15 protein-coding genes are annotated in these 19,518 nt (G+C 34.7%); 8 read left to right on the forward strand and 7 right to left on the reverse strand.

Translation table 11 applies throughout. From position 1 onward, the window contains the following. Positions 1-51 precede the first annotated feature (51 nt). Positions 52-972 carry a DMT family transporter gene (locus QMN76_RS02880; protein ID WP_282023831.1) on the forward strand — a complete coding sequence of 307 codons (921 nt, stop codon included), beginning with the start codon at positions 52-54 and terminating at the stop codon, positions 970-972. Positions 973-984: 12 nt separating this feature from the next. On the opposite strand, the gene QMN76_RS02885 is transcribed toward QMN76_RS02880, so the two are convergent. Next, positions 985-1,929, reverse strand: coding sequence for an aldo/keto reductase (locus tag QMN76_RS02885; RefSeq protein WP_282023830.1), 945 nt, complete (start codon positions 1,927-1,929; stop codon positions 985-987). 233 nt (positions 1,930-2,162) lie between these two features. On the opposite strand from QMN76_RS02885, the gene QMN76_RS02890 reads away from it, so the two are divergent. The 4 genes from QMN76_RS02890 to QMN76_RS02905 all read left to right on the forward strand — a co-directional run bounded on the left by QMN76_RS02890 (position 2,163) and on the right by QMN76_RS02905 (position 7,573). Beyond that, a complete protein-coding gene (locus QMN76_RS02890; RefSeq protein WP_282023829.1) occupies positions 2,163-3,605 on the forward strand; it encodes a discoidin domain-containing protein in 1,443 nt (480 codons plus the stop codon). 10 nt (positions 3,606-3,615) lie between these two features. Further along, a complete protein-coding gene (locus QMN76_RS02895) occupies positions 3,616-5,049 on the forward strand; it encodes a discoidin domain-containing protein (RefSeq protein WP_282023828.1) in 1,434 nt (477 codons plus the stop codon). Between the two features lie 62 nt (positions 5,050-5,111). Further along, positions 5,112-6,848, forward strand: a complete 1,737-nt coding sequence (locus tag QMN76_RS02900; RefSeq protein ID WP_282023827.1) for a tetratricopeptide repeat protein — start codon at positions 5,112-5,114, stop codon at positions 6,846-6,848. A 23-nt stretch (positions 6,849-6,871) separates the two neighbouring features. Next, positions 6,872-7,573, forward strand: coding sequence for a glutamine amidotransferase (locus tag QMN76_RS02905; RefSeq protein WP_282023826.1), 702 nt, complete (start codon positions 6,872-6,874; stop codon positions 7,571-7,573). Between the two features lie 10 nt (positions 7,574-7,583). On the opposite strand, the gene QMN76_RS02910 is transcribed toward QMN76_RS02905, so the two are convergent. The 5 genes from QMN76_RS02910 to miaA all read right to left on the reverse strand — a co-directional run bounded on the left by QMN76_RS02910 (position 7,584) and on the right by miaA (position 12,637). Further along, positions 7,584-7,955: a DUF7079 family protein gene (locus QMN76_RS02910; protein ID WP_282023825.1), complete on the reverse strand. Its 372-nt coding sequence runs from the start codon at positions 7,953-7,955 to the stop codon at positions 7,584-7,586. Positions 7,956-8,098: 143 nt separating this feature from the next. Beyond that, positions 8,099-9,118 (reverse strand): ketol-acid reductoisomerase, encoded by a 1,020-nt coding sequence (gene ilvC, locus QMN76_RS02915; protein WP_034336571.1) that lies wholly within the window; start codon positions 9,116-9,118, stop codon positions 8,099-8,101. Between the two features lie 30 nt (positions 9,119-9,148). Beyond that, positions 9,149-9,700, reverse strand: coding sequence for an acetolactate synthase small subunit (gene ilvN, locus QMN76_RS02920; protein WP_282023824.1), 552 nt, complete (start codon positions 9,698-9,700; stop codon positions 9,149-9,151). A gap of 37 nt (positions 9,701-9,737) precedes the next feature. Further along, positions 9,738-11,537 carry a biosynthetic-type acetolactate synthase large subunit gene (gene ilvB / locus QMN76_RS02925; RefSeq protein WP_282023823.1) on the reverse strand — a complete coding sequence of 600 codons (1,800 nt, stop codon included), beginning with the start codon at positions 11,535-11,537 and terminating at the stop codon, positions 9,738-9,740. 98 nt (positions 11,538-11,635) lie between these two features. Next, positions 11,636-12,637 carry a tRNA (adenosine(37)-N6)-dimethylallyltransferase MiaA gene (gene miaA / locus QMN76_RS02930; RefSeq protein WP_282023822.1) on the reverse strand — a complete coding sequence of 334 codons (1,002 nt, stop codon included), beginning with the start codon at positions 12,635-12,637 and terminating at the stop codon, positions 11,636-11,638. 177 nt (positions 12,638-12,814) lie between these two features. Between miaA and serB the strand changes: the two genes are divergently transcribed. Next, a complete protein-coding gene (serB, locus tag QMN76_RS02935; RefSeq protein ID WP_282023821.1) occupies positions 12,815-13,705 on the forward strand; it encodes a phosphoserine phosphatase SerB in 891 nt (296 codons plus the stop codon). Between the two features lie 173 nt (positions 13,706-13,878). Then, positions 13,879-15,150, forward strand: a complete 1,272-nt coding sequence (locus tag QMN76_RS02940) for a DNA adenine methylase (protein WP_282023820.1) — start codon at positions 13,879-13,881, stop codon at positions 15,148-15,150. Between the two features lie 168 nt (positions 15,151-15,318). Here QMN76_RS02940 and mdoH read toward each other — a convergent pair whose 3' ends face one another. Further along, a complete protein-coding gene (gene mdoH / locus QMN76_RS02945) occupies positions 15,319-17,535 on the reverse strand; it encodes a glucans biosynthesis glucosyltransferase MdoH (RefSeq protein ID WP_282023819.1) in 2,217 nt (738 codons plus the stop codon). Positions 17,536-17,774: 239 nt separating this feature from the next. Here mdoH and dauA point away from each other — a divergent pair, with 239 nt between their 5' ends. After that, positions 17,775-19,514, forward strand: coding sequence for a C4-dicarboxylic acid transporter DauA (gene dauA, locus QMN76_RS02950; protein WP_282023818.1), 1,740 nt, complete (start codon positions 17,775-17,777; stop codon positions 19,512-19,514). The last annotated feature ends 4 nt before the right edge of the window (positions 19,515-19,518 follow it).

Below are 19,518 nucleotides of genomic sequence, written 5' to 3' on the forward strand. Positions count from 1 at the left end.
AATAATAATTAAAATTAAATTTCTTTCAATCTTTATATAACTGACAATAATATGCCCTCTTCCATTTCCCCTTTAAACTTAAAAAAGAATGAAAATATAGGAATTCTTTGCGTAATTGTCGCTGGGTGTTTATGGGGGTTGGGTGGTATTATTGGGCAATATGCGTTGCAGTACAAGCATATCAATACAGAATGGATGATCGTTATTCGTATGGGGTTACCTGGAGTATTGATTTTGCTCTTTTCTTTTCAACGTTACGGAAGAGAGGTATTTGCCCCATTCCAAAGTAAAAATGAAGCTTTTCGACTAATCGTGCTGGCAGTTGCAGGCATGTGGATTTCTCAGCTAACATTTTACAAAGCTATTCAATATTCAAATGCAGCGACTGCAACTATTTTACAATATTTATACCCTGCTATTATTGCCATATTCCTTACTATTCAGTTAAAAAAAAATCCTTCTTTTTATATGATAGTTTCAATTTTCCTATCTATTATTGGGGCTTTTTTACTAGTTACTAATGGCAATTTCAGTGAAATTATATTACCACCCAATGCTATCTTTTATGGTCTAGTTTCAGCATTAACCTCAGCAATCTATACTTTATATTCTATTCCCTTATTACAAAGGCATAACACCATTATTATAGCGGGATGGAGCATGTTTTTAGGAGCTATAATTGCTAATTTTTTTCATCCTTTTTGGCAACTTCAAGGAAACCTGGATTTTGAGGCTTGGGCAGCTATCTTATTTATTATTTTCATTGGAGGAATGGCTGGGTTTATTTTATTTCTGGTAGGAATAAAAAAAATTGGTGGTGCCAAAGGCAGCGTTCTTTCCACCGTAGAACCTCTTGCCACTGTTCTCTTTTCAGTTTTATTATTAAAAATTAATTTCACATTGGCTGATTGGATTGGGGCTGGCTGTATTATTATGATGATCATATTATTATCCATTAACAAACCATCATAATAATCAATAAATTTAAGCCTGATTTAAAGCTATTAAATCTTCATTTGTTAATTGAATAGTTAACGATTTTACAAGGCTTTGCAATTGATCGGTTGTTGTTGCGCTTGCGATTGGCGCTGTGACTTCTTTTTGTGCCATTAACCATGCTAAAGAAATCTCAGCTTGAGTAGCTTGATGTTTTTGAGCAATAACTTCTAAAAGATTCAGCATACGCATACCACGATCATTCATATAGGCTGCCACTTTTTCACCACGAGGGCCTTGTTTTAAATCTGCCTTATTACGATATTTTCCAGATAAAAATCCTGAAGCCAAACTGTAATAGGTAATGACCCCTATATCCTGTTCAACCACCAGTTCTCTTAATTCTTTATTGAATTGTTGACGATCATATAAATTATATTCTGGTTGTAACGTTTGATAAGCAGGCAAACCTTTTTCTTTCGCTACTTGTAAAGTACTTGATAATTGATCTGCATTCAAATTAGAAGCACCAATCGCTTTGATCTTACCTTCTTTCAAAAGTTGGTCATATGCAGATAAAGTTTCTTCATAAGCTGTATTTGCGTCAGGCCAATGAGATTGATACAAATCAATAACATCAATTTGCAAACGCTTTAAAGATGCCTCCACTGAATGCATAATCCATCTTTTAGAAAGGCCTTTATTATCGCCTCCCATATCTGCACCAACTTTTGTAAAAATCAATAATTTGTCACGTTTCTGTGGATTAGCCTTTAACCACTTCCCCATAATTGTCTCTGATTCACCTCCCACATTACCAGGAGCCCAACGAGAATATACGTCAGCTGTATCAATTGCATTTAGCCCTAAATCTACGATTGCATCAAGGATTTTAAAGCTTTCTTGTTCATTGAGCGTCCACCCAAAAACATTGCCTCCAAAAACCAAAGGAACAATTTGAAGACCTGTTTTACCTAAATTTCTTTTCTGCATAACCTTAATTCCTCATAATTATTTATATTTATCAAGATAATATCTTATAAAATTAATATATCTCCCATAATTAAAAAATTATACTCAAAAGAAATATTATTAACTTAAACAAACAATGTATATTTTCATTTATATAAAAAGAGAGAATACTCTTGATCATCCTAAAATATCCAATTAAAAGAATAAAATATAGAATTATTTCGTTAAAATTATATTAACAGGACTATATTATTATGGTTGATATTCGCCAGATTATTGAAGAAAGAGAATTGTTGTTATATCCTCATATTCCGATTGGGGTCTTTCGCAATTCTGGTGAGTGGCCAGAGCCTAAATATCAGCATTCTATATTTCTATATACCAATGACAATAGTAAAAGAGTTATAGAGTGGATTACCTATCACCAACTCATAGGTTTTTCACACTTTTATATTTACTCATATCATGATGATCCGGTACAGTTTTATCAACAAATATTACCTTTTTTAAATACAACGCCTCCCTCTGTAACTTATTATCATTATTCAGCTCCTGGAAATGCACATCAAGCTTTTTGCCATTTTTTTCGAAATTATGCTCACGAAACAAAATGGATTTTATGGTTAAATATTGATGAATTTTTATGTCTTAAAAATTCAGATACTATCCAAGATTTTATGCAACCAGAATACCAAGAAATTGACGCTATTTATTTCAATCTTTGTCATTATGGTCACAGTCATTTTGAATCTGCACCAGATGGCGATATTCTTTTAAACTATACATTTCGTGCAAATGAAATTTCCCCAATTACTCGTGTAATGATACAAAATTCCAGTGTTCCATATGGTAAACTTTTTCATCATTTTTCTACTAATTTCCAAACTAATTATGATTATCTAGAGCCAAAACTTAATACAACAAATGTTATAGGTGATGATCTATCTTCATATTTTAAAGATTATCCCTTACTTGCTGAAATTTACTTAAATCAAAAAAATTGTTCCGAACAAATTATAGAAACGGCTTATATCGCTCATTTTGGTCTCCCTTCTATTCAATTTATAGAAGACCAAAAAGAAAATGAACAATTCATCTATTACAGTGGTTTACCCCATTCTATTACTGAAAAAGATCTTATGGGTTATTTTGATCAATTCAATCTGGTTGAAGATAGTTTTTTGCACGATTTATGGATTAATCAAATTATTACTGCGTGGGATTACAGCGTTTTCCCAATTAATTTTTGGAACTTATTATCGATCAACAAACCTACATCTCAAAGTTCTACAGATCATGAATGCTCGCCCTCAGAGGATGCAGCGAAATTAATAAACGGTCAATTAATAGGAAGATCCCAAAATTTAACCAAAAAAGAAGATAATCCTTGGTGGCAAATTGATTTACAAGAAATATTTATTATTCACGAAATTCAAATATTTAATCACATAGATCAAGATATCAAAACCTCACATCAATTTGATATTTTAGCTTCTACTAACGGTCAAATTTGGCAATGTATCGAAAAGAAAACAAATAACGAGTTATATGGTGGTATAGATGGATCACCATATGTCTGGACATCTGAAAAAGGTATTTCTGGGCGTTTTATTAAATTTGCTGTCCCAGGAAATAACAAGCAAATTGGTCTAGATCAAATCCAAATTTTTGGCGAAACATTACATAAAGTAATATAGAAAAATCATCATGTCTAACATCTCCTATAAACATTTTATTTATGACCACGAACTGATGTTATATCCTTATGCACCTTTAGGATTACTACATAATCAAGGAGAGTGGCCTTTACCTAAATATAACTTGAGTATAGTCGTTTCTGCATCATCTAAAGATTTAAACATTATTGAATGGATCTCTTATCACCAAGCATTAGGGATTCAACATATCTATTTTTATTGCACTGACGAAGATCCAACTGATTTATATCGTCAAATTATGCCTTTTACTCTTGGAAAACAACCTTTTATTACATTCCATCATTATCGTTTCCCTAAATCTAATACCCAATTATATTTCCATTTTATTCGAAATTATCTGCACGAAACAGAATGGTATATCACTCTAGATATAGTTGATTATTTATATATTCATGAAAAACAAACTGTAACAGCTTTTTTAAACAGCTTTAGCAATATAAATGCAGTTTATTTGAATATGATTTTTTTTGAAAATAGGGAAAAAAAAGTAACTACGAATTTACAAGAATATTTCAAACAAAATCAACCTGTTAATTATCCTTGTATTTACACTAAATTAATGGTTCGAAGTCAATCTTGTCCCTATCAATATCTTTTTTATAATCTAGATAAAAAAATTGATCATCATATTCAAGAAGACAATCTTACCGAACATTCATGTAATGTTCTTCATCAAAACATGAAAAAATATTATGAAAACTTTCCATATAGCGCATTAGTTACAATCAACTCTAATACTCAATCACAAATTGTCGCAACTGCTTACATCGCTCATTTCTGCAACTCAAATGATTTACAAAAAGAAATTGATACTCTATCAGCATTATATACAGGCAACACAATTAAACTTAAATATCAAGACGATACTCAGACGATTAACTTACATCATTATACACCTAATAAATATTGGGAAAAAATAACAAAAAACGTTTGGAAACAGTCACTTCTTCCTGCTCCATTACCTTTACTGTCTATTTTATCAAATGATAAGCCTTGCCAACAAAGCTCTACACCAGGCAAAAGCACTACAGAAGAACTTGCCAAAAATTTAATCAGTGGTCAATTACATGGGACCACACAAACAATTACAAAAAAAGAAAAAAATCCTTGGTGGGAAATTGATCTTCAACAATCATTTATTATCAAAAATATTCGTTTGTTTAATAGTATAGATCTTAATATTAAAAACATGAATCATTTTATGATTGAAAGCTCTGAAGACCATGAAATATGGATTAAAAGACATCAAAAAATAATATCCAATTTATTTGGTGGGGTTGATGGCACTTATTATAATTGGATACACCCTTTGGGAATTAAAGCACGATGGATTCGTATTACAACGGTTGGTGATGATAAAGTATTCTCTTTGGATCAAATACAAATCTTGGGAATTGAGCATAAAAATTTTTATATTCCCTAAACAAAAAACTATATTTAAAATCAATATAGAAAAAAATAGAGAGAAAGGATATATTTATAGTTATGTATAAAAAAATCTCTATTTCTATCTTGTTATTTATGGTTGTCATTGGTGTCATTTTACATTATCGCCATCAAGCGCATATGGAACGTGGTGCTTATGCTGCTTTACAATCAGGATATTTAAACTTAAAAAATGGTAAAAAATTACAAGCTATCGGTGATTTTAGCTTTTTGATTGATTTTTATGGTAAAAAAAGCAACACAACAGTTCAGGAAACTGTTGCAGAGGCTTTACTCAAAAAAGCTGAAATTCTTGTGGAGGTAAAAAATACAGATGATGCAATACTAACCTTGGAGCAACTAAGCAATTTATATCTAAAAAGTAACAATAAAAAATTAAAATTTGATGTAGCTCAGGCACTCTTTACAGAAGGAAGTTTGTTACTAGAGCAAGAACAATACGAACCTGCGATGATTACCCTTTCTCACCTTGTTTCTGTCTACGGAAAAAGCGAGAATATAGAAATTAAACGTATGGTTGCACAAGCAATGTATAAAGAAACAGAAATCTTAAATCATTGGGGAAAAACTGATACTGCACTCAACATTCATTCCTCTATTATAGAGCAATTTATTAAAGAAAAAGACCCTACTATTCGTTTGATTGCAGCAAAATCCGTAATGGCACGTACAGCAAATCGCTTAAATAACAGAGAGTGGGGGCTTGCACTCTATAATAGTAATATATTCATTAAAATTTTTAATGATGATACATCACCTATTATCAAGGATTTTTTAGCTCATAACCTTTTATACCGTGCTGAAATCCTTCACAGAGTCAAAGTTATTCCTAATGAAGAGAAAGATCTCTTCGGTGATGATCCTCAATCTGCGGCTTTAAAAACTTATGACGAATTATTAACTTTAATTTCTAATCAAGATAATGGCGAATATCCACGATACAAAGCTGCAGCTTTGTTAGGGAAAGCACAAATTTTTTTACAACAAAAAAAATATACAGAAGCATTAAATTTATGTAACACAATTTATGAGAATTTTTCTAAAAGTGACGTTACAAAAATTAAAGATATAGTTGCTAGATCCTTATTGACCAAAGCACAAATCCTAAGTGCTACACAGCAATATAAACAGGCACTTGTTACTTACGATTTAATTATACAGTCCTATCATTATGATGATAATCATTACACGATTAATAGTGTCTTAATCTCTTCTTATATAGAAGCTAGTGCCTTATTAGAACAGTTAAACGACAATGATGAGGCGTTAAAACTTCTTAATCAAGCCATTAACATCTTCAAGGATACTCATAATGAACATATTTATTTCAAAGTAAGTGAAGCCTATATGGCGATGGCCGCTTTACAAGTTAAATTGAAACTTTATGACAATGCTGTGACAACATATACCAGCCTTATTGCCGTAGCTCATCACAAAACATTACCATCCATTCGTTATAACGGTGCTTTGGCTATTATTAAAAAAGCCGAGCTTTTAATCAAACAGCAAAAAGGTAAAGAGATAAAACAAACCTATGATCTTTTGACAAATTTCTATAAAAATGACCAAAATATAAAAGTTAGAGAAGTCGTCGCACAGGGAATGTATGATCGCGCAAAAAGTTTATTTGAACACAACCGAGGTTATACGGCTGTTGATATTATCCGACAAATATTCTTACTTTTTGATAAAGACAAAACTAATCCAACCATTCACTCTGTTTTGGAAAAAACAAAAGATTTACAAAAACAGCTTGGGTCAACAATTGTTTGGTAGCATTGGGTGAGTAATCAAAAATAATGAAAAAAACTTTAGTTATTCGACACATTCACTTCGAAGATCTTGGAATTCTAGAACCTGAACTCATTAAAGCAGGGCTTTACATTCAGTATGCTGAAGCTCCTCTTACAGATTTTACTAATTTAGACCCTACTCAATATGATTTAATTATCGTACTTGGTGCACCTATAGGAGCATTTGACAATGAGCTTTACCCTTTCCTTATACAAGAGCTCGAATTTATTAAAAAAATAATTGAACTAGAAAAACCGTTATTAGGGATATGCCTTGGTGGTCAACTCATTGCCCGTTTACTTGGTGCAAAGGTCTATCCAATGAAACATAAAGAAATTGGTTTTTCAGCTTTATCCATAAATAAAAATATACCTAATAATCCACTACTATCACTAGAGAATGTTCCAGTATTACATTGGCATGGCGATCAATTTGATATTCCAAGTGAATGTCACTCCCTCGCCTCAAGTGATTTATGTCCTAATCAGGCTTTTGCTTATAAGAAGCATGTATTAGCACTGCAATTTCATATGGAGGCTGATCCAAGTAAAATAGAGCAATGGTTGGTTGGACATAGTAATGAGCTTACGGGTGCTAAAATAGACTTGCATCAACTGAGGAAAGATTCTCAAAAATACAATCAAATTTTAACTCAAGCCGGAAAAAAGACGTTCTTAATCTGGTTAAAGAATATCAATTTGGCGTAAAGGGGTGAGTTTAGTTTTCTATAGATTCTAGATTTTGTTTAAGCTCTATCCATCCAGATATTGTAATATATTCATTTCTTAAATAATTAAGAAAAAGGTTATGGAAGAACTTTCTAAAAATTCCTAATTGACTTTTTTTAGTCCTGTATTCTTGAATGCGTTTCCATAACCACTCTTTATCAAATCCAATCCATATCGGAGGAACGGGAGTTTGAAGATTAGAATAACATATGGGTGCTACCCATTCAAAATAAACCGTTTCCACATGTTCAATGGGAAAATGCTTTTCAACATAAGCAATACTGTAATAATCTACTTCATTATCTACAAATATATCAGACAAAGCTTCACATAAATCAATATCATCATAGACATTACTCAATTTGAAATCTCCTTACGTCTCTGTTGATCTTCATCATCGTTAATACGTAATTATACATATTGGTAAAATATACATTACAAGCATAAAAAAGGCTCTATATTCAAGAATATAGAGCCTTTTTCTTTTGAGAAACCAATTAGAAATTAGTTTTTGTTTTTATCTACCAAACGATTTTTAGCAATCCAAGGCATCATTTCACGTAATTTTGAGCCTGTTTTTTCGATTTGATGTTCATTTAATAAGTTGCGACGTGCTTTAAGACTTACTTGACCGACTTTATTATCTGTCATGAATTTATTAACAAATGTACCATCTTGAATATCTTTCAAGATATCGCGCATTGCTTGACGAGATTCACTGGTAATAACACGTGGACCAGAAACATATTCACCATATTCAGCAGTGTTGGAAATTGAATAATTCATGTTTTCGAAACCACCTTCATAGATCAAATCTACGATTAATTTCATTTCATGCAAACATTCAAAATAAGCCATTTCTGGAGCATATCCAGCTTCAACCAATGTTTCAAACCCATTACGGATAAGATCAACAACACCACCACAGAGAACAGCTTGCTCACCAAAAAGATCAGTTTCACATTCTTCACGGAATGTCGTTTCAATCACACCTGCACGACCACCACCAATAGCAGAAGCATAAGATAATGCAATTTCCAAAGCATTACCAGATGGGTTTTGATGCACAGCAACCAAACAAGGAACACCACCACCACGTTGATATTCTGAACGCACTGTATGACCAGGGCCTTTTGGTGCAATCATGAAAACATCAAGATCAGCACGAGGTTCAATCAATTTAAAATGCACATTTAAACCATGAGCAAACGCAATCGCTGCACCTTGCTTCAAGTTAGGAACAACTTCGGTGTTATATGTTTCAGCTTGTGATTCATCTGGGGTCAAAATCATAACAACATCAGCCCAAGCAGACGCTTCTGCAACGCTCATCACTTTTAAACCAGCGGCTTCAGCTTTTTTTGCACTTGCAGAACCTGGACGTAGACCAATAGCAACGTCTTTGACGCCACTGTCTTTCATATTATTTGCATGAGCATGCCCTTGGCTGCCGTAACCTAGAACCGCAACTTTTTTGCCTTTAATCAAATTAACATCAGCGTCGCGATCATAATAAACACGCATTTTTATTTTCCTTGTATTAAATTAATAAAATTAAATTGTCTGACAGCCACGTCCGATGGCTGCAATCCCCGTTCGAGATAATTCAACCAGACCCAAAGGACGTAATAAATCCACAAAAGCATCAATCTTTTCTGTTTTACCAGTCAATTCAAACACTAAAGAATCCACACTTGCATCAACAACTTGTGCTCTAAAAGCATCAGCCAAGTTTAATGCTTCTGCTCGTTCAGAACCTTTAGAAACCACTTTAATCAAAGCCAACTCTCTGGCCACATAAGGGCCGTGCTGACATAAATTAACAACTTGATAAACAGGAACCTGCTTATTTAATTGTTCCTTTATTTGATTAATTACCATCGGCGTCCCAGAAGTTAAAATATTAATTCGGGATTTACGTCCATGGTCATCCACAGGAGCGACCGTTAGGCTTTCTATATTATAGCCACGCCCTGCAAATAATCCAATCACTCTTGATAAAACACCACTTTCATTTTCTACAATCAAAGAGAAAATAGCTTTTATAAATTCGTCTTTTTCTTCTTGCGCACTGCGTTGCAATGTTTTTTTATCAATATAATCCATTGTTTTTTTCCTGATGAATGAGTTTACACAACAACGCTTAGGATGCAGCTTTAGCTTTTTCTTTGACAGGGCCCAACAAAATCTGATTATGCGGTGCACCTGCTGGAATCATTGGGAAACAGTTTTCTTCTCTTTCCACTTGGATTTCCATAACCACAGGACCTGGTTCATCCAACATCGCGTTAATCATGCTATCCAACTCATCTATAGTTCTAGCACGCATTCCTTTAATACCAAAGCTTTCTGCTAATTTAACAAAATCAGGTAAGCTTTCACTGTAACTTTCCGAATAACGCCCTCCATGAATAAGCTCTTGCCATTGGCGAACCATCCCCATATAGCGATTATTCAAGATGAATACTTTTAAAGGTAAACGATATTGTTTGATTGTTGCAAGTTCTTGAATATTCATCATTGTTGATGCTTCACCAGCAATATCAATTACCAAAGCGTCAGGATGAGCAACCTGAATCCCCACCGCCGCAGGCAGCCCATACCCCATCGTACCAAGACCACCAGAGGTCATAAAATGATTAGGCGATTCAAAAGGAAAATATTGTGCTGCCCACATCTGATGCTGCCCTACTTCGGTAGAAATATAGGCTTCTTTTCCCTTAGCATTGGCCAATTCACTTAAACGGCGAATAGCATGTTGGGGTTTAATTGTCTCTCCAACTTGCATATCTTGTTGATATTTCAAACAATCAACTGCACGCCATTGTTCAATTTGCTCCCACCATTCTCTTAATGCTACTTGATCAACTGGATCTTCATTTCTTTCCCACTCTTCGATCATTAAATCAATCGTACGAGCTACATCTCCAATAATGGGAATATCAACCAAAACAATTTTATTGATTTGAGAAGGATCAATGTCCGCGTGAATTTTTAAAGCATTCGGTGAGAAATCTTTAACGCTACCTGTAACGCGATCATCAAACCTAGCTCCTAAAGCAACCAAGACGTCACATCCATGTGTAGCCAAGTTTGCTTCATAAGTTCCATGCATCCCAAGCATACCTAAAAATTGTTTGTCAGATGCGGGATATGCCCCCAACCCCATTAAGGTTGATGTACAAGGAAACCCTGATAATTTAACAAGCTTTCTCAATCCTTCTGAAGCCCTAGGCCCAGAATTGATAATACCACCACCTGTATAAAAAATTGGGCGCTTTGCACGTCGCATTGCTTTAACAGCATCTTTGATTGCCTGATGGTTAGGCTCGGTCACAGGCTTATAAGAAGGGTGGATTTCCACTTTTTCCTTTGAGTAAGGAACCTGCGCCATTTGAAGATCTTTAGGAATGTCTATTAACACAGGACCGGGTCTGCCAGAACCTGCAATATAAAAAGCTTCTCTGATTTTATCTGCTAGTTTTTCTTTATCTTTAACCAAATAATTAAATTTAGTAGCAGCACGCGTAATCCCAACAGTGTCGGCCTCTTGAAAAGCATCATTTCCTATTAAGCTTGAAAAAACTTGTCCAGATATACAAACAATAGGAATAGAATCCATTAACGCATCGACCAACCCAGTAACCGTATTGGTAGCCCCAGGGCCACTGGTAACCAAAGCCACCCCTATTTTACCTGTAGAACGGGCATAAGCTTCGGCTGCATGAACTGCTGCTTGTTCATGACGCGTTAAAATATGACGAATTTTATCTTGCTGAAAAATCGCGTCATAAATCGGTAACACAGCACCGCCAGGATACCCAAAAATAACATCAACACCAAGATCTACGAGCACTTGGAGAAGAACTTCAGCACCAGTCATTGTATGAACGGTTTGTCCTGATTGATCAGGGCCTGGTTTCTTATGCTCGGCATTTGTCATTTTCGGTAAATCCTTAGTTTTTCGAACTTCATTTCAAACTGATTATTTAAAAACAGCATAGTATTTTTAAACGTCTCAATAATCTAATCAATATTTTATCAAACGTCAATAAAAGAATTAATAAATGATATAGATTTTTCTATAAAACTTTCTGAAAATTTCAAATTTTTATCAATTCTTGAATTAAAAATACAAACCTGTACTGAAGGAGCCAGAACACGATTGGAAAACCATGTTTCTTGCCGTTTAATATAACGTTGTGTATTACGCACCGCGTTGTCAATCGCTTCAACAAGCGTTATTTCACCTGATAAATATGCTACAAACTCTGGAACCCCTAATGCTCTTCGTAAAGGGGCTTGCACAGGAGGATCCGCTTTTAAAAAATTAGCAACCTCTTCAACTGCCCCTTCGTCTACCATTGCAGTAAAACGTTCGGCAACAGCTTCTTTTAACAACGCACGCTCTGGAGCCAATCGGATAACTATAAAATTATATGCAGCCCCAGGTAAATGAGCTTCTTGTTGCCAAAATTTTAATCCTTTTCCTGTGGAAAGCCATACCTCCCATGCCCTGGCAACACGTTGAGAATCTGTTGGATTTAAGGTTTGTGCTGTTTGAGGATCAACCTGTGATAACAACTCATAAACAAAAGGAGAGCCTTTTGTTTCAATTGAACGTCTGGCCTCCGCCCTGGCGTCAGCACTAGGTTCAGGAATCAACGCAATACCGTGAATCAGCGAATGAAAATACATTCCTGTGCCACCACATAAAATAGGCAGTCGTTTTTGCGATGATACTTGCTCTAGCTCTGATAAAGCTTGCTCTCTCCACCAACCAGCATTCCCCGTTTGATCCCACTGTAATACCCCATATAAGCGATGGGGCGCACTTGCTTCGTCCTCTATAGATGGACGCGTAGTAATAATCCGTAAATCTTTGTAACACTGCATCGCATCAGCGTTAATAATCGTTCCATTTAAGGCTTGTGCTATTTTTAACGATAAATATGATTTTCCCGAGCATGTTGGACCTGCAACAAGCACAGCCCAAGGCAATTTTTTATTTTTCAAATTGGACTGATCCAAAGACCCACACATTTAAATACCACACTTTTCATAAATCAATATTTTATACACAATAAGATTTTTTACTTATTGCTTGATTAACCACTTACTTATAATAAATATGATGTGTAATAAAGAGGCTTGTTTATAGTCCCTTATAGTTATTTTTTACTTTTATTCAGTATTTTATGACATGAAATGGTTGATCCAATGAATTATATCTTAACCCTTGTAACCCTTCCTAATATTTTGGATCAATCTATTATCGACCTTATTGCGCAGATAATCCCTATTGATAATGCCATATGGCTATCTGAACAAGAAGCCATAGATATTTCATTACCCGATATCCTTGAACAAAGCCAAGCTCTATCAGTTTTCCAGCGCGTTAAAACTGTTTTATCAAAAAAACCTGTTGATGTTTTCCTCACCCACAATGAATATCGCAAGAAAAAGCTGCTTGTTGCAGATATGGACAGTACCATTGTACAAAGTGAAACTTTAGACGATTTGGCGGCTGAAGTCGGTATTGGAGAAAAAATTGCGGCTATTACCAGACGCGCTATGAATGGAGAACTTATTTTTGCTGATGCTTTGAATGAGCGTATTGCGTTGTTAAAAGGGGTTTCTGCTGATTTATTAGAGCAAACCTGGCAGCACACACATTTAAATCATGGTGCAAACACTTTAGTTGCCACTATGAAAAAACATAATGCCTATACAGCATTAATTTCTGGCGGTTTTACATTTTTTACTCAAAAAGTTGCTGATAAATGCGGGTTTGACGAAAATCATGCCAACCGTTTTAGCATTGCTAATAATATGCTTGATGGCACTGTTATACCTCCTATTTTAGGTAAAGAAGCTAAGTTATTTCATCTTGATCGTCTTACTAAAGAACTACATTTAAAACCACAAGAAAGCTTGACTATTGGTGATGGGGCTAATGACTTACCCATGCTGACCCATGCAGGTCTCGGAATTGGTTATTATCCTAAACCAATTGTCGCGGAACAAATTACCAATATTATTCGACATACAACTTTATATTCTGCTTTATTTATACAAGGTTATCATAAATCTGATTTTGTTTATTTATGATAACTTACCTATTGATATTTATAAAATAAATATCAATATCAAATATCTAACATATACGAATAAGCTTTGAAGTTTATTTTAATAAAACTGGCTTTATCTATTTTACCATACAGATAAATTAACAAATTATGTCCTTTTAATTTAAGGCCCAATAACAATAAAAGTATATTTTAATGAAATGGAATAAAACTAAACACGGGTCTTATCAAACCAAGGATTATCTATTTAATCAATTAATCCCTTATATTGGCAATAAGCGTAAATTACTAGATTTAATTCAACAAACGTTAATTGCCAGCCAAAAAGGGCTTAAAACACATCAAGGTCTTTTTATTGATTGTTTTGCAGGAACAGGAGTTGTCAGCCGTTTGGCTAAGACTATGGGGTTTCAAGTCTATTGTAATGATTGGGAATATTATAGCCAAGCTTTAAATATAGCTTCTATTCAAACTCAACAGCCTCCTACCTATTTTAATCAATTCACCTACACGGAAATCATACAACAACTCAATAATTTACCTCCTATTGAGGATTGGGTTAGCAAACATCTATGCCCACAAAATGACCTAAACTATGATACAGCCAAAGAACGTATGTTTTATATGCATAAAAATGGAATGCGTATTGATGCAATCCGTCAACAGATTGCGCAATGGGATGAAAAAGAATTATTAACTCCTATTCAAAAAGCATGTCTATTAGCTCCATTACTTTATTGTGCTTGCTATCATGCAAATACAAGTGGTGTTTTTAAAGGGTTTCATAAAGGTTGGGGAGGACAAACTAAAACTGCACTTTATCGTATTGCTGCAGATCTACAGTTATTCCCTATTCAGTTTTATGATAATTGTCAAAATAATCAAATATTCCGTATGGATGCTCAAGCCTTAGCAGAACAGTTACAACATATGGAATTACCAGACTATAGCATTGCCTATTTAGACCCTCCATACAATCAACATCCTTATGGAGCAAACTATCATGTGTTAAATAGTATTGCTTTATGGGACAAACCTGACCTTTCCCCACATATAATCCCACACGAAAAATCAGCCATCCGAAAAGATTGGAGAACTGAACGCAAAAGTGCTTATAATGTTCGGAAACAAGCCACCCAAGCCTATCAAAAACTATTGGAAACTTTACCTACCCAATGGATTGCCACCAGCTATAGTACTGATGGTTTTATCAACTTGGATGATATGATCAGACAGAATTGCGAAATTGGTGAATTACGCGTTTTTGCAAAATCTTATAAAAGATACCGTGTCAGCTCGCAAAGATACTCAACAAAAGCACGAAATATTGAGTTTGTATTATTAACAAAAGTAGGAAAACACAAACAACAATCAGCATGCGAATTAGTTGATAAAATACACGCTTTGGAAAATGACTCACTTACTTTTACAAAAGAGAATGATAAAAATACTATTTATTCATTTTAAAATCTAAATAAATAATATCTATAAAAAGATATATAGATCAATATGATATTGTTGTTTTAGAATGCTCTAATTTGAATAATATAAATAATAACTTTTGATTATCCTAAAATATTATATCCAAAAATAGCTTGCTAAAATTATATAAATTCTATAGCAAGCTATTTTAATTTAAGAGAAATACGGAAGATTTAAAAACCTTTCAATAGCTTTACGACTTCCTAGCAATGCTGATTTTTCATTGCTTGTTAATGCTTGCATAGCTTGCTCTTGACTGTCAGACTCTTTTAATTTGACCATTCCCACCAAATAATCTGCATTAATAGGATCACCTTTTGAGCGTTCAGCTGGTAATAAAGCTATATGTAACGCAATTAACTTGGGATTACTGAGTAATGTTGAAAATGCATCTTGCACCTCCATATCCATCACTCTTCTTTTCTCTATCCTATCACGTCGTAAAATATCAGGGCGAGCAGTTTCTTCTGGTATGATTAACAGCCCTATTTTCATACAAAAAACACCAAAACGTTGACTAGAAGTCACCCATACCAGTGGAATGGCAAGTAATAAACCTAGTAATACAGGTGTCATCCAAAAGAATAAAGATGTAGAAACCTCCCACGCTCCTAATCCCATAATGACCCCAAAAGCCATATGGCGCCAATAATCGCGCACCACATCTTTAAATGGAATATGTCCAACGTCTCTGCGCTGGGCATTCCATCCTGAATCATATCCTAGTAAAATAGAAGTAACAGCCGTTGTTTGAATTAACATTGCAATCGGCGCAATTAATCCACCAATAAATGTTTCAAGAAAAATTGAAGACAATGCTTTGGTTGCACCACCACACCCTTTACGCAAGTCTTCATTAAATAACAAAGCAATCCATGCCAAAATTTTGGGAGCTAATAAGACAAGCATGGTTAAAATAAACACATATTTCGCCAAAACAGGATCGACTTGAGGCCAATTTGGAAATAATACTCTATCTGTGCCTGTAAAATATTCTGGTTTCACAAACAAAGCTTGCAAAGAAACCATAATTCCTACTAACAAGAATAATAACCACAAAGGGGACATAGCATAAGCCCCAATTCCCGTAAGCATATGGATACGACTTATCCAACTAAGTTTTTTAGTTGGAATAATCATCGCATGTTGTAAATTTCCTTGACACCAACGTCGATCTCTCACTGCGATATCGGTTAAGGATGGAGGGCTTTCTTCATAAGAGCCGTGTAATGCAGGCACCATATGAATAGCCCAGCGTCCACGACGCATTAATGCTGCCTCGACAAAATCATGACTCATAATCATACCGCCAAAAGGCTTACGCACAGCTGGTAAATGAGGCATTCCTGCTTGTTCAGCAAAAGCTTTAACACGTATAACCGCATTATGTCCCCAATAATTACTTTCTGAACCATGCCACCATGCCAAACCATACGCAATCGTAGGACCATAAACACGGCCTGCAAATTGTTGTAATCTGGCAAACAAAGTCGTTCCATTTACAATCACAGGCAAAGTCTGAATTAAACCAACCCCATCATGCCTTTCCATGGCAGAGCATATACGAACAATAGTATCCCCTTCCATTAAGCTATCAGCATCAAGGGTTAACATATGATCATACCCACCACCAAACCTACGCACCCACTCGGCTAAATTTCCTGCCTTACGGTCTGTATTTTTATAACGTCTGCGATAAAAAATATGGTTATGACCTTTTGTTTGCTCGCGAAAACGTAAAAAAGCAGCCTCTTCCTCTACCCAAACATCTGGGTTCGTTGTATCGGACAAAATAAAGAAATCGAAATGCTCACCTTGACCTGTAGCCTGAATACTATCATAGATCGCTTTTAATCCAGCTAATACACGATGAGGATCCTCATTATAAGTCGGCATTAAAACTGCTGTTTTCTTGTGCAATGCAGGCAAGGGTTCCTTAGGATCAATACCTAAAGAAAGCCCACCTTTTTTGCTAAGCTGTTCTATAAACCCTCCCAAAGAAGAGGCAAAAGAAAATGCAATCCAGAAAAATAAAATGGTAAAAATAACAAGGATCATTAACCCTAAAGCCGTCATTCCAAAACTATTAAACACCAAATTCATTTCATAAGATGCATATACAGTTAAAGAAATAGAGACAATAAAAATAAAAAGCCGTCTCAGCAAAACATTTGGTGCTTGCGTTGCTATCTTTTTTGATCTGCCATAGAGGTTTGGATTTGCCTGTAAATTCTGTACTGGCATATCTATAGGAGTATCAGGAGGCAAAGCTATGAACATAGATTGGTCTGATCTTTTGTTTTCAGATAAATTATTCTTATTCACTTTCTCTTCCTGGCTATGACCCGAAACATTATTAAGTTCAGTCATAAGTAGTTTTTATCTCCTATATTAAATAAAACAGTAACTGTCTTTTATAAGCCAACGACAGCATAATATAAAGTAAATTTATTATTTTCTTAATTCACAATATTTTTTATTTGATATTAAGAATAATTATCTTTTTTTTTAAAAAAATTCTTGTTACCATTTTTACATGATTGAAGTCTCGTTTCTGCAGTTCTTCTTGAAAATAATCATCTATGACGCACTTATAACGAGGATTTTATATGCAAAATAAAAAAGCTATAATTAAAATTCCCCCTATTGCTACGGGAATAATTGAAACTTTTCGTAAAGGATATTCCTTTTCTGATTTTAAACATGATGCACTAGCTGGATTAACAATTGGAACGGTTGCTGTTCCTCTTTCCATGGCATTAGCGATCGCAACAGGTGTTCCACCAGAACATGGATTATATACAGCCATTGTTGCTGGTGCACTTATTGCATTAACTGGGGGATCTAAGTTTAATATTTCAGGTCCAACAGCTGCTTTTGTCGTTATTTTGTTTCCTATTGTTAAAGATTATGGAATTGGTGGATTGCTTTTAGCAACCATTATGGCGGGAATTATTCTGCTTTTAATGGGAATTAGCAAAATGGGACAATTAATACGTTTTGTCCCCTATCCTGTTGTTTTGGGTTTTACTGCTGGTATTGCAATTATTATTGCTATTTTACAAATTCCTGACTTTCTTGGACTACGTACAGAAAAACTTGGTGATGATTTCCTTAGTAATCTTGGTATAATTTTTTCTTCTTTAGGCACTATCAACCCTTATGAAATGGGTGTTGGTTTATTTACGCTCATCTTGCTTATTATGTGGCCTAAATTTAAAATTCCCCTTCCTGCACCTCTCGTTGGGCTTATTGTTGGTGGAATAGTGGCTTATTTTATCAATAATAGCGTTAATGGCGCCGATATCAAAACAATTGCTTCTAGCTTTACTTGGCACGCCAATGGAATAGACGGTAATGGTATTCCTCCTATTCCTCCTTCATTAGTCATGCCGTGGGCTTTACCTGGTCCTGACGGACAGCCTTTAGTCATTAGTTTTAAACTTATTCATGCGCTTATAGGGCCAGCATTTGCCATTGCTACCTTAGGAGCAATTGAATCTTTATTATGCGCAGTCATTGCAGATGAACTTACCGACACAAAACATAATCCAAATGCTGAGTTAATCGGACAAGGGTTGGGAAATATTATAGCACCTCTTTTTGGGGGGATTACTGCAACAGCTGCTATAGCAAGAACTGCAACTAGTATTCGTAGTGGTGCGAGGTCTCCTATTGCAGCTATTATTCACTCAATTTTTGTGTTATTAGCTGTTGTCCTTTTCGCCTCCTTACTCGGATATGTTCCCATGGCATCCCTTGGAGCTTTATTATTCATAGTGGCATGGAATATGAGCGAGGCAAAACATTGTATTAAAACAATAAAAACCTCGCCGCGCAGTGATGTTAGTATTTTGTTAATTTGTTTTGGATTAACTATTGTGTTTGACATGGTGATTGCAGTTGCAGTCGGTGTTGCTCTATCTGCTGTATTGTTTATTCGCAGTATGACCCATGCATCAAAAACTTCTATGATTGAAAACCATCCAGAGCTTGATGAAATAACAAATGAGGTTGTTGTTTTTGATATTAATGGACCATTATTTTTTGGCGTCGCAGAAAGAACTATTGCTTCTTTTAAATCCTATGACAATTTACATAAAAAAATATTAATTTTGGATATGAAAGATGTCATTAGCATTGACGGAACGACGATATCAGGTTTGCAATCCATAAAAAAACAAATTTTTAACAATAAACAATCTTTGATTTTTGTTGGTGCTTCCACAGAGATGATTTTAGCCTTAAAACGTGCTGGGTTATATAAAATAAAAGGCAGATTAACTTATTGCTCTGACTTTAAATATGCGCGAGATATCGCAAAAAAATGGTTGAACGACTTGTCTTAAAAAT

The sequence above is a fragment of the Commensalibacter papalotli (ex Botero et al. 2024) genome (genome assembly GCF_947179115.1).
Classification (GTDB): domain Bacteria; phylum Pseudomonadota; class Alphaproteobacteria; order Acetobacterales; family Acetobacteraceae; genus Commensalibacter; species Commensalibacter papalotli.

Coding starts and splice junctions, on each gene's coding strand:
- QMN76_RS02880 (WP_282023831.1), top strand. CDS start 52: ATGCCCTCTTCCATTTCCCCTTTAAACTTAAAAAAGAATGAAAATATA.
- QMN76_RS02905 (WP_282023826.1), top strand. CDS start 6,872: ATGAAAAAAACTTTAGTTATTCGACACATTCACTTCGAAGATCTTGGA.
- QMN76_RS02940 (WP_282023820.1), top strand. CDS start 13,879: ATGAAATGGAATAAAACTAAACACGGGTCTTATCAAACCAAGGATTAT.
- ilvN (WP_282023824.1), bottom strand. CDS start 9,700: ATGGATTATATTGATAAAAAAACATTGCAACGCAGTGCGCAAGAAGAA.
- mdoH (WP_282023819.1), bottom strand. CDS start 17,535: ATGACTGAACTTAATAATGTTTCGGGTCATAGCCAGGAAGAGAAAGTG.
- QMN76_RS02885 (WP_282023830.1), bottom strand. CDS start 1,929: ATGCAGAAAAGAAATTTAGGTAAAACAGGTCTTCAAATTGTTCCTTTG.
- dauA (WP_282023818.1), top strand. CDS start 17,775: ATGCAAAATAAAAAAGCTATAATTAAAATTCCCCCTATTGCTACGGGA.
- ilvC (WP_034336571.1), bottom strand. CDS start 9,118: ATGCGTGTTTATTATGATCGCGACGCTGATGTTAATTTGATTAAAGGC.
- QMN76_RS02895 (WP_282023828.1), top strand. CDS start 3,616: ATGTCTAACATCTCCTATAAACATTTTATTTATGACCACGAACTGATG.
- QMN76_RS02890 (WP_282023829.1), top strand. CDS start 2,163: ATGGTTGATATTCGCCAGATTATTGAAGAAAGAGAATTGTTGTTATAT.
- ilvB (WP_282023823.1), bottom strand. CDS start 11,537: ATGACAAATGCCGAGCATAAGAAACCAGGCCCTGATCAATCAGGACAA.
- miaA (WP_282023822.1), bottom strand. CDS start 12,637: ATGTGTGGGTCTTTGGATCAGTCCAATTTGAAAAATAAAAAATTGCCT.
- serB (WP_282023821.1), top strand. CDS start 12,815: ATGAATTATATCTTAACCCTTGTAACCCTTCCTAATATTTTGGATCAA.
- QMN76_RS02900 (WP_282023827.1), top strand. CDS start 5,112: ATGTATAAAAAAATCTCTATTTCTATCTTGTTATTTATGGTTGTCATT.